The sequence below is a fragment of the Paraburkholderia sp. NPDC080076 genome, assembly GCF_050281145.1.
GTDB lineage: Bacteria > Pseudomonadota > Gammaproteobacteria > Burkholderiales > Burkholderiaceae > Paraburkholderia.
The window spans coordinates 869,250-883,529 of the sequence record NZ_JBNNWQ010000002.1; the positions used below are offsets into that span (position 1 = coordinate 869,250).

12 protein-coding genes are annotated in these 14,280 nt (G+C 61.3%); 10 read left to right on the forward strand and 2 right to left on the reverse strand.

Annotation, left to right across the window (positions count from 1 at the left end; translation table 11 throughout):
* Nucleotides 1–37: 37 nt before the first annotated feature.
* Nucleotides 38–529 carry an Lrp/AsnC family transcriptional regulator gene (locus ACQKRQ_RS11245; RefSeq protein ID WP_132376515.1) on the forward strand — a complete coding sequence of 164 codons (492 nt, stop codon included), beginning with the start codon at nucleotides 38–40 and terminating at the stop codon, nucleotides 527–529.
* A gap of 67 nt (nucleotides 530–596) precedes the next feature.
* Here ACQKRQ_RS11245 and ACQKRQ_RS11250 read toward each other — a convergent pair whose 3' ends face one another.
* Together ACQKRQ_RS11250 and ACQKRQ_RS11255 are read right to left on the reverse strand one after the other, a co-directional pair.
* Nucleotides 597–1,133 carry a class IV adenylate cyclase gene (locus ACQKRQ_RS11250; protein WP_095417868.1) on the reverse strand — a complete coding sequence of 179 codons (537 nt, stop codon included), beginning with the start codon at nucleotides 1,131–1,133 and terminating at the stop codon, nucleotides 597–599.
* A 324-nt stretch (nucleotides 1,134–1,457) separates the two neighbouring features.
* The gene (locus tag ACQKRQ_RS11255) at nucleotides 1,458–2,357 is read right to left on the reverse strand and encodes a LysR family transcriptional regulator (RefSeq protein WP_132376516.1); all 900 of its coding nucleotides are present in this window, start codon (nucleotides 2,355–2,357) and stop codon (nucleotides 1,458–1,460) included.
* 143 nt (nucleotides 2,358–2,500) lie between these two features.
* On the opposite strand from ACQKRQ_RS11255, the gene ACQKRQ_RS11260 reads away from it, so the two are divergent.
* The 9 genes from ACQKRQ_RS11260 (at nucleotide 2,501) to ACQKRQ_RS11300 (ending at nucleotide 14,260) form a co-directional block, all read left to right on the forward strand.
* Nucleotides 2,501–4,039, forward strand: coding sequence for a CoA-acylating methylmalonate-semialdehyde dehydrogenase (locus ACQKRQ_RS11260; RefSeq protein ID WP_132376517.1), 1,539 nt, complete (start codon nucleotides 2,501–2,503; stop codon nucleotides 4,037–4,039).
* A gap of 166 nt (nucleotides 4,040–4,205) precedes the next feature.
* A complete protein-coding gene (locus tag ACQKRQ_RS11265; RefSeq protein ID WP_427476938.1) occupies nucleotides 4,206–5,918 on the forward strand; it encodes a GMC family oxidoreductase in 1,713 nt (570 codons plus the stop codon).
* Nucleotides 5,919–6,204: 286 nt separating this feature from the next.
* The gene (locus tag ACQKRQ_RS11270; RefSeq protein WP_132376519.1) at nucleotides 6,205–6,984 is read left to right on the forward strand and encodes an ABC transporter ATP-binding protein; all 780 of its coding nucleotides are present in this window, start codon (nucleotides 6,205–6,207) and stop codon (nucleotides 6,982–6,984) included.
* Complete coding sequence (locus ACQKRQ_RS11275; RefSeq protein WP_132376520.1) at nucleotides 6,981–7,739, forward strand: ABC transporter ATP-binding protein; 759 nt, start codon at nucleotides 6,981–6,983, stop codon at nucleotides 7,737–7,739. Before ACQKRQ_RS11270 ends, ACQKRQ_RS11275 begins: the two co-directional genes overlap by 4 nt.
* 51 nt (nucleotides 7,740–7,790) lie before the next feature.
* Nucleotides 7,791–9,005 (forward strand): ABC transporter substrate-binding protein, encoded by a 1,215-nt coding sequence (locus tag ACQKRQ_RS11280; protein ID WP_132376521.1) that lies wholly within the window; start codon nucleotides 7,791–7,793, stop codon nucleotides 9,003–9,005.
* Between the two features lie 187 nt (nucleotides 9,006–9,192).
* Nucleotides 9,193–10,077, forward strand: coding sequence for a branched-chain amino acid ABC transporter permease (locus ACQKRQ_RS11285; protein ID WP_132376522.1), 885 nt, complete (start codon nucleotides 9,193–9,195; stop codon nucleotides 10,075–10,077).
* Nucleotides 10,077–11,048 carry a branched-chain amino acid ABC transporter permease gene (locus ACQKRQ_RS11290; protein ID WP_165923914.1) on the forward strand — a complete coding sequence of 324 codons (972 nt, stop codon included), beginning with the start codon at nucleotides 10,077–10,079 and terminating at the stop codon, nucleotides 11,046–11,048. Before ACQKRQ_RS11285 ends, ACQKRQ_RS11290 begins: the two co-directional genes overlap by 1 nt.
* A 515-nt stretch (nucleotides 11,049–11,563) precedes the next feature.
* The gene (locus tag ACQKRQ_RS11295) at nucleotides 11,564–12,730 is read left to right on the forward strand and encodes an ABC transporter substrate-binding protein (protein WP_427476941.1); all 1,167 of its coding nucleotides are present in this window, start codon (nucleotides 11,564–11,566) and stop codon (nucleotides 12,728–12,730) included.
* A gap of 369 nt (nucleotides 12,731–13,099) precedes the next feature.
* Nucleotides 13,100–14,260, forward strand: coding sequence for an ABC transporter substrate-binding protein (locus tag ACQKRQ_RS11300; RefSeq protein ID WP_132376525.1), 1,161 nt, complete (start codon nucleotides 13,100–13,102; stop codon nucleotides 14,258–14,260).
* Nucleotides 14,261–14,280: the final 20 nt, after the last annotated feature.

Below are 14,280 nucleotides of genomic sequence, written 5' to 3' on the forward strand. Positions count from 1 at the left end.
TCGTGCATCGACAGATCATTTAATGCGGATATTCGACATGTTCGACTTGGATCACTTCGATCTTGCGCTGCTGGACGTGCTTCAGCGTTTCGGCCGGGCGACACATCAGCAACTTGCCGAGCAGGTGCCGCTGTCACCGTCGCAGATCGGACGGCGTTTGCAGCGTCTGGAGCAGGTGGGCGTGGTGGACGGCTATCGCGTCGTGCTGCGGCCGGAGAAGCTCGGGCTCGGCGTCACCGCGTTCACCAGTTTGAAGTTGAAGCACCACGGCGATTCGATCATCGAGCAATTCCAGCAGCAAATCGACGTGCTGCCTGAAGTGCTGGAGTGCCATGCCGTGGTGGGCGACGCCGACTATCTGTTGCGCATCGTCGCGCCTGATCTCAACTATCTGTCGACGTTCGTGATGAAGAAACTGATGCGCGTGCCGGGCGTCGATAGCGTGCGTTCGAATATCGTGCTCACCACCTTCAAGCGCAATGGTCCGTTGCCGCTGGGCCATCTGTCGCCGGGGACAGCCGCCGCTTGATGCGGCGGCAGTATGGGTGCGGCGCCTGGCGAGCTGACTTCGCACTGCGCCCCGTATTGCCTCAGTCTTATGCCGCTTGCTTCGGCTCGCTGTCCGGGCTCAGCAGATCGACATAAGCCACCGCCACCAGATCCGATTCCGGCACGCCGAGCGTGGCGAACATCGCATGCGCTTCGGCGTGGCCGCCTTCTTCGTCGTCGTCCTGAGCGAGCAGCACTTCGAGTTCCACGAAGTCGCCCAGGCCGTCGACCCGGTCCAGATGGATCCGCGTCCGCCCGGTCAGATACACATGCCGTTCCTTGGTAACGATGCCGCGCGTCGTCAGCGCGGTGGCGAGCAGCGCGTGCATGGCTTCCGGGTTGGTCACCGGGCTACGCGTGTAATACGACGCCTTCGGACCGTCACGGTCGTCGCGCTGATAGAAGATCAGCTCGGCCGGCGTGCCGTCGTCGAACTGGCGCAGCTTCAGGCGGCCGCGCGGCACGTCGTAGAAAAAGTCCTGCTGGCGGAAGATCAGCGGCGCGTCCGGCGCGAGCTGCGCCGCGCGTTCGCGGAGTTGCTCGAAATGCTGGGCGCGGGCTTTGATTTCAATGTTGCGTGCCATGTCAGGCTCCTGTCGAAGGATGGAGTGGTCGGCGGCCTCCGGTGTTGCCGGGGCGAAGCTGCCGGGAAGGACAAAGTCAAGTGGAACGGAAAAGGATGCGGAGCCGGCGCGTGAGCGCGAACCCTCAATCTAACAAAAACTGCGTGACGGTGTGGTTTCGGATGCCGGGCGGGCGATCGTGTTCCGCGATCGGCGCTGGCGAAGGTGCCGCGCAAGGAGATCGCCAGGAGGGCCGCACGATTTGATGGGCGTGTCATGAGAGGGGCTCATATCGCTCGCCTTGGCGTCCTTGTGTCCTACACGCAAACTCGGTTCACCTGCGCCTCAAGTCGTCCATTGCTGCTCGATCAGCTTCAACGCCGCGGCAATCGCCGGTTCCTCCTTGCGCTGCACGAGCGTGATAAAGGTGAGCTGAGTCGGCACGGTGACACCTTCGACGATGGTCAACGCGTGCGCATGCGCTTCGGCGATGGCGGTGGCGTCGCGTGCCAGCGTGAGACCGACGCCCGATTTGACCAGGTCGAGCATCGACGGCTCCTGGTCCACTTCCGCCACCTTGACCGGCTTCACGCCGGCCTCGTCGAAACAGCGTGACAACAACCGGTTATGCGCCGATGCCGGCGGCGTCCAGATCCACGGCAGCGCCGCGAGCGAACGCCAGTCGCGCGCGCCTTTCACGCGGTCTTTCCAGCCGGCCGGCGCGAGCACACGGTACTGGAAATGAGTCAACGTGACCGCATGAAAAGCGGGGCCGTCGCGCGGTTCGTCTTCGGACGGCAGGCCGATGTAGTAGCCGACATCCAGTTCACCCGCGCGAACCTGGTCCAATACCCAGCCTGACATGCCGTGGCGCAAGGCCGTCTCGATGTGCGGCCAGGTCTCCACGAGCTGCTTGAGAAAGCCGCCCAGGCGCAGAAACGCCGGATCGAGGATCGTGCCGATCCGCAGTCGCCCGCGCACTTCGTGACGCAGCGACTGCGCCGCCCGCTGCACGTCGTTCGCCGCGGCGAGCGCCCGTTCGGCGTGGGGCAGCAGCGCTTGGCCGTCGCGCGTGAGCGAGAGCCCGTGCGAGGTTCGCGTGAACAGCGTCACGCCGAGCGTCTCTTGCAAATGCTTGATTTGCAGGCTGACGGCGGGTTGGGTCAGGTGAAGATGCACCGCGGCACGCGTGAGATTGCCCTCGCGTGCCACGGTGACGAACGCCCGAAGTAGAGTCAGATCCATATCCTGATATTAGCTCGTCTTATAGCGCAGTTGAGCATTACTCATTGGATTTGTCGACCCGAAGCGCCGTACGCTTCAGCTTCAGCATGCCTTTATCACGCCGCGGGCGCCGGGGCGGAAGACTTCACAGGAAAGAGGACACCATGAGCGAGACATATCAGGACGAAACCCAGCGCAGCGCGACCAGCGCCCGCGCGCTGACCCATTTCATCAACGGCAAGACGCTCGATGGCACGAGCGGCCGTTTCGGCGACGTCTTCAATCCCGCGCAAGGCAGCGTGAGTGCGCGCGTGCCGCTCGCGAGCGTCGCCGAAGTCGATGCCGCCGTCGCCGCCGCCCGTGCCGCCTTTCCCGCGTGGAGTGAAACCGCGCCGATCAAGCGGGCGCGTGTCCTGTTCAAGTTCAAGGAACTGCTCGACCGTCACCACGACGAACTCGCGGAACTGATCACGCGTGAACACGGCAAGGTGTTTTCGGATGCGAAGGGCGAGGTGATGCGTGGCATCGAGATCGTCGAGTTCGCGTGCGGCATTCCGAATCTGTTGAAGAGCGACTTCACCGATCAGATCGGCGGCGGCATCGACAACTGGAATCTGCGTCAGCCGCTCGGCGTGGTCGCCGGCATTACGCCGTTCAATTTCCCGATGATGGTGCCGTGCTGGATGTTCCCCGTCGCGATTGCGTGCGGCAACACGTTCGTGCTGAAGCCGTCGGAGCGCGATCCGTCCTGTTCGAACCGCCTCGCGGAATTGTTGAAGGAAGCCGGCTTGCCGGACGGCGTGTTTAACGTCGTGCACGGCGACAAGGTTGCTGTCGATGCGCTGCTCGTGCATCCGGAAGTCAGCGCGTTGTCGTTTGTCGGTTCGACGCCGATTGCCGAATACATCTACACGGAAGGCACGAAGCACGGCAAGCGTGTGCAGGCTTTGGGCGGAGCGAAGAATCATCTGGTGGTGATGCCGGACGCGGACCTCGACCAGGCCGTCGATGCCTTGATCGGCGCGGCGTACGGTTCGGCGGGCGAGCGCTGCATGGCCATTTCGGTGGCCGTCGCAGTGGGTCATATCGCCGATGAGTTGATCGAACGGCTCACACCGCGCGTGAAGAGTTTGAAGATTCTCAACGGCATGGAATCGGATGCCGAGATGGGTCCGTTGGTGACGGCGGTGCATCGCGAGAAAGTGGTCGGCTATATCGACTCGGGTGTCGCGTCGGGCGCGAAGCTGGTTGTCGACGGACGAGGCCATCAGGTCAGCGGTCATGAGAAGGGCTTCTTTCTCGGCGGCACTCTGTTCGACAATGTTTCGACCGATATGAAGATTTATCGCGAAGAGATTTTCGGACCCGTACTGTGTGTGGTGCGCGTGCCGGATTTTGCGTCCGCGGTGGAACTGATCAACGCCAACGAGTTTGCCAACGGCGTGTCGTTGTTTACGTCCGATGGCGGCGTCGCACGCGCTTTCTCGCGGCAGATTCAAATCGGCATGGTGGGCATCAACGTGCCGATTCCGGTGCCGATGGCATGGCACTCGTTTGGTGGCTGGAAGAAGTCGCTCTTCGGCGATCATCACGCGTACGGTGAAGAAGGCGTGCGGTTCTACACGCGCTACAAGAGCATCATGCAGCGCTGGCCCGACAGTATTGCCAAGGGCGCTGAGTTCACGATGCCGGTAGCGAAGTAGTGTGAGGCATTTGCTTTCGGCAAGGCTTGTGGTGGCTTGCCGAAGGCCGTGGCGGAAACGAGTGCTAAACGGGCAGAAGAAAGGCGTAAAACACAAATAGAGCCCGACGCTGCAGTCGCATGACAATCATGCGACTCGCCGACAAAAAAGCTTAGGAGACTGGACAATGAGCCATACCGATACGACGCCCGCGGCCCGGCGCCTCGAAGGCGAGTTCGACTACATCATCGTGGGCGCGGGGACGGCGGGTTGTGTGCTGGCCAATCGCCTGACCCAGGATCCCGACGTGCAGGTATTGCTGCTCGAAGCCGGCGGTAAGGACGATTACCACTGGATTCACGTGCCGGTCGGTTATCTCTATTGCATCGGCAATCCGCGCACGGACTGGCTTTATAAAACGCAGGCGGAAGCGGGCCTCAATGGCCGCTCGCTCTCGTATCCGCGCGGACGCGTTTTAGGCGGCAGTTCCTCCATCAACGGCATGATCTACATGCGTGGTCAGCGCGAAGACTACGATGAATGGGCGCGAGTCACCAACGACCCGTCCTGGTCCTGGAACTCGGTGTTGCCTGTCTTCAAACGCAGCGAAGACCACCATGCCGGCGCAACCGAATCGCATGGCGCGGGCGGACCGTGGCGCGTCGAGAAACAGCGGTTGAAATGGAAGATTCTCGAAGAGTTTTCACGCGCTGCGCAAGAGACCGGTATTCCCGCCACCGACGACTTCAATCGCGGTGACAACACCGGTGTCGGCTACTTCGACGTCAATCAGAAGCGCGGCATTCGCTGGAATGCATCGAAGGCGTTTTTGCGTCCCGCACTCAAGCGGCCGAATCTCACCGTGATCACTGGTGCGCACACGCAGCGCGTCGTCTTCGAAGGACGCCGTTGCACAGGCGTCGAATATCGCGGCAACGACACGGACTATCTGGCCAAGGCCCGCTGCGAAGTGATCCTCAGTTCAGGTGCGGTCAACTCACCGCAATTGCTCGAACTGTCCGGCATTGGCAATGGCGCGCGTCTGCAGAATCTCGGCATCGAGGTGGTCAACGATCTGCGTGGTGTGGGTGAAAATCTGCAGGACCATTTGCAATTGCGCATGGCCTACAAAGTCGACGGCGTACGCACGCTCAACACTGCGTCCGCGCATTGGTGGGGCAAGCTGCTGATCGGCATGCAGTACGCGTTTTTTCAAAGCGGGCCCATGTCGATGTCGCCGTCTCAGCTTGGCGCGTTTGCCAAATCCGATCCGGACGATCGCTCGCTTACGCGGCCCGACCTCGAATATCACGTCCAGCCACTTTCGCTCGACCGCTTTGGCGAACCGCTGCATCGGTTCAATGCGTTCACGGCGTCGGTGTGTCAGTTGCGGCCCACTTCGCGTGGCAGCATTCACATCGAATCCGCCGACCCTTCAACGCCGCCGTTGATCGCGCCGAACTATCTCTCCACCGATTACGACCGGCACGTTGCCGCGAATGCGCTGCGTCTTACGCGCCGCATTGCTGGAGCGCCCGCGCTGGCTCGCTATCGACCGCAGGAAATTTTGCCGGGCGTTCAGTACCAGACCGAGGAAGAGTTGCAGCAGGCCGCCGGCGCGGTCGGTACGACCATCTTCCATCCGGTCGGCACCTGCCGCATGGGCACGACAGACGACCCCGGCGCCGTGGTCGACAACCGGCTACGGGTTATCGGTGTTGACGGACTGCGCGTGGTTGATGCTTCTGTCATGCCAAACATCACCTCGGGCAACACCAATTCGCCCACGCTGATGATCGCCGAACGCGCCAGCGAGATGATCCGCGAAGATCGCCGTGCGCGCGTGGCCGGCAGTTTCGCGGCGCAAACGAGCTCGGCGCCTTCCATGTCCGCCGTGTGACAGCTAGCGCACGAGCCGCATGAGATGCCCGTCCGTCATGCGCGGCGGGCATCTCGCACGTATGGGTCCCGCTCGGGCGGGCATCATCCACTAAGTGCAAATCCCAATGAATGCGCTGCATCATTGGCGCGACAATGGCAGCCATGCTGCGTGCCGCCCCATGGATCACCGTCCGGATTGGTGCAGCACGCCAACGAGCGGCACGGGGTGCCGCCGTCATAAAAAGTCGCGCAGCGGTTCGCGCGTAAGATCGTAATGCTTCGCCTTACTCCGTATGGAAGGGAACATGATTCTCGGCGATACGATTCTCGAAACGCGCGGCCTCACTCGTGAGTTCAAAGGCTTCATCGCCGTGAACGGTGTGAACCTGCGCGTGCGCCGTGGCTCGATCCATGCGCTGATCGGCCCGAATGGGGCAGGCAAGACCACCTGCTTCAATCTGCTCACCAAATTTCTGGAACCCACCGCGGGTCAGATCGTTTTTAACGGCATCGACATCACGAGCGAACGCCCGGCGCAAATCGCGCGGCGCGGCATTATCCGCTCGTTCCAGATTTCTGCTGTGTTTCCGCATCTGACAGCATTGCAGAATGTGCGCATCGGTTTGCAGCGCCAGCTCGGCACGGCATTTCATTTCTGGAAGAGCGAGCGTACGCTGCGCCAACTCGATGACCGCGCAATGGATCTGCTCACCCAGGTCGGACTGACCGATTTCGCCGATGTGTTGACGGTCGAACTTTCCTACGGCCGCAAGCGCGCGCTGGAAATTGCCACCACGCTTTCCATGGAACCCGAGCTCATGCTGCTCGACGAACCCACGCAAGGCATGGGCCATGAAGACGTCGACCGCGTGACGGCGTTGATCAAAAAAGTATCGAGCGGCCGCACCATCCTCATGGTCGAGCACAACATGAATGTGATCGCCGGCATCTCCGACACGATTACCGTGCTGCAACGTGGCGAAGTGCTCGCCGAAGGCAGCTACGCCGAAGTGTCGAAGAATCCGCTCGTGATGCAAGCCTATATGGGCAGCGCCGACGCGGCGCTCGCCGGAGCCCACGCATGAATACGATTGCCGAGCGTGAAAGCCTCGACGTAAGCGGGACGGAGAACGCTGCTCCCGCGCTGGACATCAAGGGTTTGCAGGCGTGGTACGGGGAGTCCCATATTCTGCACGGCGTCGATCTGACGGTGAACCGCGGCGAAGTCGTCACGCTGCTGGGTCGCAACGGTGCGGGCCGGACCACCACGCTGCGCGCCATCATGGGCCTGACCGGACGGCGCACCGGTTCGATCCGCATCGGCGGACGCGAAACCATCAACCTGCCCACGCATCGCATCGCGCATTGCGCCGTGGGTTATTGCCCGGAAGAACGGGGTATCTTTTCGAGCCTCTCGTGCGAGGAAAACCTGCTGTTGCCGCCGCCGGTCGGCGACAAGGCACACATGATGTCGCTCGAAGAAATCTATTCGATGTTTCCGAATCTGCAAGAGCGCCGCATGAGCCAGGGTACGCGGCTGTCGGGCGGCGAACAGCAGATGCTGGCGGTGGCGCGCATTCTGCGCACCGGCGCGAGCTTGCTGCTGCTCGACGAGATCTCGGAAGGGCTCGCGCCTGTTATCGTGCAGGCGCTGGCGCGCATGATCATGACACTCAAGGCGCGGGGCTATACCGTTGTGATGGTCGAACAGAACTTCCGTTTTGCCGCGCCGCTTGCAGATCGCTTCTACGTGATGGAGCACGGCGCGATTGTCGAGCACTTCGGGGCGAGTGAACTCGAAAGCAAGATGCCGGTCCTGCACGATCTACTGGGCGTATAAAAACGCCCGATTGCCTCTGATAACCACAAGCGAAGAAACCAGGAGACAGGAATGAAAAAGAACCCACTCGCGCGGCTTGCCACACTTTGTTTCGCGGTCGCCGCCGGCGCCGCTTTGACGATGGGCAGCGCGCAAGCGGCTGACGACGCGGTCAAGATCGGTTTCATTACCGATATGTCCGGTCTGTATGCGGATATCGACGGGCAGGGTGGACTCGAAGCGATCCGTATGGCGGTGGCGGATTTCGGCGGCAAGGTGAACGGCAAGCCGATCACGGTGGTGTATGCGGACCACCAGAACAAGGCGGACATCGCAGCGTCGCGCGCACGTGAATGGTTCGACCGCGACGGCGTCGATCTGCTGATCGGCGGCACGAACTCGGCGACCGGTCTGTCGATGAACACCGTAGCCGGGGAAAAGAAGAAGGTCTACATCAGCATCGGCGCGGGCGCGGACACGCTGACCAATGAGCAATGCACGCCGTACACGATCCACTACGCGTACGACACCACGGCGCTGGCCAAGGGCACGGGCTCGGCGGTGACGAAGCAGGGCGGCAAGACCTGGTACTTCCTGACCGCCGACTACGCGTTCGGCAAGGCGCTGGAAAAGAATACGTCGGACGTGGTGAAAGCGAGCGGCGGCCAGGTGCTGGGCGCGGTGCGCCATCCGCTGTCGGCTTCGGATTTCTCGTCGTTCCTGTTGCAGGCGCAGGCGTCGAAGGCGCAGATTCTCGGCCTCGCCAACGCGGGCGGCGACACGATCAACTCGATCAAGGCGGCCAAGGAATTCGGCATTACCAAGACGATGAAACTCGCCGCGCTGCTGATGTTCATCGACGATGTGCACAGCCTGGGTCTGGAAACCACGCAAGGCCTCGTGCTGACGGACAGCTGGTACTGGAACAAGGACGCCACCACGCGCAAGTGGGCGCAGCGCTACTTCGAAAAGATGAAGAAGATGCCGTCGAGCCTGCAGGCTGCTGACTACTCGGCGACCATGACCTATCTGAACGCAGTGAAGGCGGTGGGTTCGACCGACTCCGACAAGGTGATGGCGCAACTGAAGAAGACCAAGATCGACGATTTCTATGCGAAAGGCTACATCCGTCAGGACGGCAGCATGATTCACGACATGTACCTGATGCAGGTCAAGACGCCGGCTGAATCCAAAGAGCCGTGGGACTACTACAAGATCACAGCGACGATCCCCGGCGAGCAGGCGTTCACAACCAAGGCGGAAACGCGCTGCGCGTTGTGGAAATAAACGCTGGTTCGTAACCAGATGGCCGTCTGCCTGCTGCTCCTGTCGGGCGATGCGTACTGTCACGATGGTACACAGGCTGACGGCGAACCGTTTCACATGCCGCGCGCGATCGGCGTCTTTGCCGCTGATCGCGCGCCGGCCGGATCGTGCGTGACCGATCTCACCTTGGCGATGGGTTAAGGCTTCAATGGAAATCTTTGGCGTTCCGCTACCGGCGATGCTGAGCCAGCTGCTGCTGGGGCTCGTGAACGGCTCGTTCTACGCAATTCTGAGCCTCGGGCTGGCGGTGATCTTCGGCTTGCTCAACGTGATCAATTTCGCGCACGGCGCGTTGTTCATGCTGGGCGCGATGCTCGCGTGGATGGGCTTTTCGTATTTCGGCCTGCCTTACTGGGTCATGCTGGTGCTGGCACCGCTGATCGTCGGACTGTTCGGCATCGCGATCGAGCGCTCGATGCTGCGCTGGCTCTACAAGCTCGACCATCTATATGGGCTCTTGCTGACCTTCGGGCTCACGCTGGTGGTGGAGGGCGTGTTCCGCTCCATCTACGGTTCCTCCGGGCAGCCGTACGACGTGCCGTCGGCGCTTTCCGGCGCAACCAATCTCGGCTTCATGTTCCTGCCGAACTATCGCGCGTGGGTCGTGGTGGCCTCGCTGGCGGTGTGCTTCGCGACGTGGTTCGTGATCGAGAAGACGCGCCTTGGCGCCTATCTGCGGGCCGGCACTGAAAACCCGAAACTGGTCGAAGCGTTCGGCATCAACGTGCCGCTGATGATCACGCTCACCTACGGCTTCGGCGTCGCGCTCGCGGCGTTTGCCGGCGTGCTCGCCGCACCGGTGATTCAGGTCTCGCCGCTGATGGGGCAGCCGATGATCATCACCGTGTTCGCGGTGGTCGTGATCGGCGGCATGGGTTCGATCATGGGCTCGATTCTCACCGGCTTGCTACTCGGCGTGATCGAAGGGCTGACGCGCGTGTACTACCCGGAAGCGTCGGCGACCGTCGTCTTCGTGATCATGGCACTGGTGTTGCTGGTGCGCCCGGCGGGTCTCTTCGGCAAGGAAAAATGATGCAGAGAAAAGTGCTCTACGGTCTGCTGCTGATCGTGCTTCTCGCGGTGCCCGTGCTCGGCATCTATCCGCTCTTCGTGATGAAGGTGCTGTGTTTTGCACTGTTCGCGGCGGCGTTCAATCTGCTGATCGGCTACACCGGCTTGCTGTCGTTCGGCCACGCGATGTTTCTCGCTTCGGCCGGCTATGTCACGGGTTATGCGATCCAGACGCTCGGCTTCTCGCCGGAGCTCGGTGTGCTCGTCGGCACCGCGGCGGCGACCTTGCTCGGCCTGATCGTGGGCATCTTCGCGATTCGCCGCCAAGGCATCTACTTCGCGATGGTCACGCTGGCGCTCGCGCAGATGGTCTACTTCGTGTTTCTGCAGGCGCCGTTCACGCATGGCGAGGACGGCCTGCAAGGCGTGCCGCGCGGCAAGCTGTTCGGCCTGCTGGATCTGTCGTCCGACGTGGCGTTGTACTTTGTCGTGCTCGCCGTGATGGTCCTGGCGTTCCTGCTGATCGTGCGGATCGTGCATTCGCCGTTCGGGCAGGTGCTGGTGGCCATCAAGGAAAACGAGCCGCGTGCGGTGTCGCTCGGCTACGATACGGATCGCTTCAAGCTGCTCGCGTTCATTCTGTCGGCGGGGATTGCGGGTCTCGCGGGTTCGCTCAAGGTGTTGGTGCAGGGCTTCGAGACGTTGAGCGACGCGTACTGGACCATGTCCGGCCTCGTGATCCTGATGACGCTCGTCGGCGGCATGGGCACCTTGTTCGGGCCGTTACTCGGCGCGGCGCTGATTGTGGCGCTCGAAGACCGGCTCGGCGATATCGGTGGAGCGTTGGCGACGACCACGGGCGTCGAGTGGTTCCGCTCACTGGGCGAATCGGTGACCATTGTGACCGGTGTGATTTTCATTGCGTGCGTGCTGGCGTTCCGTCGCGGCATCGTCGGCGAAATCATCGCGCGGGTACGGCCGTTGCGAGCGTGATGCGCAGTGACACGCGCAATTGCTTCGGCATCCGATATAATCCGGCCGTTTTGATGCAGCAAGTTTGGATCGATAATCGAGTCGAAATGCATACCCGGCAAGGCTCGCGCAAACGTGCCCCAATTCAGTGCCGCAGTGCACCACTAGGGTAATTGCTAGTTGTAGTACGCAGGGTGCTCGTTTAATCTTCATGCAGTTCTGATGCACCACGAAATTTGCAGGTGGAGAACGAGGAGACAATGAGGCACTCAGTGCCCAGACGAAAGCGCTGTTGGATTGATATCCAACAGCGCTTTTTATTTGTGTTTTTGCTTATTCGCCATTCAAATCCCCCGCTAATTCGGTGACCCTTTTTTATTCACCGAACATGTCTTTATTTCACACGGCTCAACCCCGCAAAACGCTTGCGGCACGTGGCTTTCGTCCGCTAAACTCGCTATTCACCGACCGCCTGGTCGGGATTTAAATCCACGGATTTAAATTCGAATGAATGACGGGGTAGATAGAGGAGCGGAATGAAGTCGGCATTGCGTTGGATCAGTGCGGCATTGGTCGCCACCGGAGTGAGCGCGGCATGGAGCGGCCATGCATTCGCGGACGTAAAAATCGGCGTGACCGTGTCGGCAACGGGCCCGGCCGCGTCGCTGGGCATTCCGGAAAAAAACACGATCGCGCTGCTGCCTAAAGAGGTGGCAGGCCAGAAGATCGATTACATCGTGCTCGACGACGCCACGGATTCCACCCAGGCCGTCAAGAACACGCGCAAGCTCACGAGCGAAGATCACGTGGATGCGCTGATCGGCTCCACCGTCGTGCCGAATTCGCTGGCCATGATCGACGTCGCCGCCGAAACCTCCACGCCCATGATCTCCATGGCCGCCGCGGCGAGCATCGTCGAACCGATGGATGCGAAGCGCGCGTGGGTCTTCAAGACGCCGCAGAACGACATTCTCATGGCCACCGCGATCGCGCAGCACATGTCGAATCACGGCGTGAAGACGGTCGCGTTCATCGGCTTCTCTGACGCTTATGGCGAGAGCTGGTTCAAAGAGTTCGGCAAGGCCGCGGACCTCGCGAAGATCAAGGTCGTCGCGAACGAACGCTTCGCGCGCAACGACGCATCGGTGACCGGCCAGGTGCTGAAGATAATGTCGCAGAATCCAGATGCGGTCTTGATCGCGGGCGCCGGCACACCGGCCGCGCTGCCGCAGAAAACGCTCAAGGAGCGCGGCTACAAGGGCAAGTATTATCAAACGCACGGCGTCGCCAATAACGACTTCCTGCGCGTGTGCGGCAAGGATTGCGAAGGCACGTATCTGCCGGCGGGTCCGTTGCTCGTCGCTGAGCAACTGCCCGATTCGAATCCGGTGAAGAAGAGTTCGCTCGCCTATAAGCGCGCGTACGAAAGTGCTTACGGCGCCGGCTCGGTGTCGACCTTCGGTGGCCACGCGTGGGACGCGGGCCTGCTGCTGCAACGCGCGATTCCGCTGGCGCTGAAGAAGGGTCAGCCGGGCACGCCTGCGTTCCGCGAAGCACTGCGTGCCGCGCTGGAAAGCACCAAAGACATGCCCGCGTCGCACGGCATCTTCAACATGAGCGCGAACGACCACGCTGGTCTCGACCAGCGGGCGCGCGTGATGGTGGAGATTGTCGGCGGCAAGTGGAAGTTGTCCGGCGATTGAGCGAAGGCTAAGCGATATGGACCTCCATTAAACAAAAGACGCGTGCAGTTGACGCGTCTTTTTTATTGTCCGCATCGCGTGAAAAAGTGTGGTTCCGCGGCTTCAGGACAAACCCGCATTTGGGTTGCGGTCTATTGACCGTCGTTCATGCAGAACGCAATACTACTAACATGTTAGTGTTTTGTTCACAGGATTTCGCAGCAGTTTGCAGTCGTCGTACGCAGCAGGGAGTGGCACCAAAGCGGCAAAGGTATTCGCGCTGAGCAGGGAAAACCATGCTTGGCACACCTGAACCCTATAACTAGATTCAGACACCCGGCCCGTGAGTCGGATTACAGATACGCGCTTCAAAGCGTTTGGAGACTTGCAATGACAAAGACAAAGCAATGGGTACGCACCGGCATCGCCATGGCGTTGATGTGCGGCGCGGGCGCGGCGTTCGCCCAGGTGAAAATCGGCGTGACGCTTTCCACGACGGGGCCGGCTGCATCGCTCGGGATTCCTGAAAAGAACACGATTGCGCTGCTGCCGAAAGAGATCGGCGGCAAGACCGTGCAATACATCATTCTCGACGACGGATCCGATACCGGCAAAGCCGTGCAGAACACGCGCAAGCTGATCGACGAAGACCACGTCGACGCGATCATCGGTTCGACCGTCACGCCGAATTCGCTCGCGATGCTCGACGCCGCTGCTGAAGGCAAGACGCCGGTGATCTCGCTGGCGGCATCGGCGGCGATCATTTCGCCGATGGATGCGAAGCGCGCATGGGCCTTCAAACCGCCGCAAAACGACAGCCTGATGGCCGACGCGATCGCCGACTATATGGAGCATCACGGCGTGAAGACGGTGGGCTTCATTGGCTTCGCGGACGCCTACGGCGACGGCTGGAACAACGTCTTCACCGCAGCGGCCGCGGCACACAATCTGAAGATCGTTTCCAACGAGCGCTTCAACCGCACGGACGCATCGGTGACGGGCCAAGTGCTGAAGACGATGGGCGCGAATCCCGACGCGGTGCTGATCGCGGGCGCGGGTACACCGTCGGCGCTGCCGGCCAAGACGCTCAAGGAGCGCGGCTACAAGGGCAAGGTCTACCAGACGCACGGCGTCGCCAACAACGACTTCCTGCGTGTGTGCGGCAAGGATTGCGAAGGCGAATTCCTGCCTGCTGGTCCGATCCTCGTGGCGGATCAGTTGCCTGACTCGAACCCGGTGAAGAAGTCGTCGCTGGCCTATAAGTCGGCGTACGAGAAGGCGTATGGTGCGGGCTCGGTGGCGACCTTCGGCGGTCACGCGTGGGACGCCGGCCAGATGCTGCAAGCGGCGATTCCGGTCGCGCTGAAGAGTGCTCAGCCGGGCACCGAAGCGTTTCGCGTGGCACTTCGCGGCGCACTTGAGAACATCAAGGAACTGCCGGTCTCGCACGGCATCATGAACACCACGACGACCGATCACAACGGCCTCGACAAGCGCGCACGCGTGATCGTGCAGATCGTCGACGGCAAGTGGAAGCTGCAGAACGACTAACGACAAGAGCGGTACGCGCC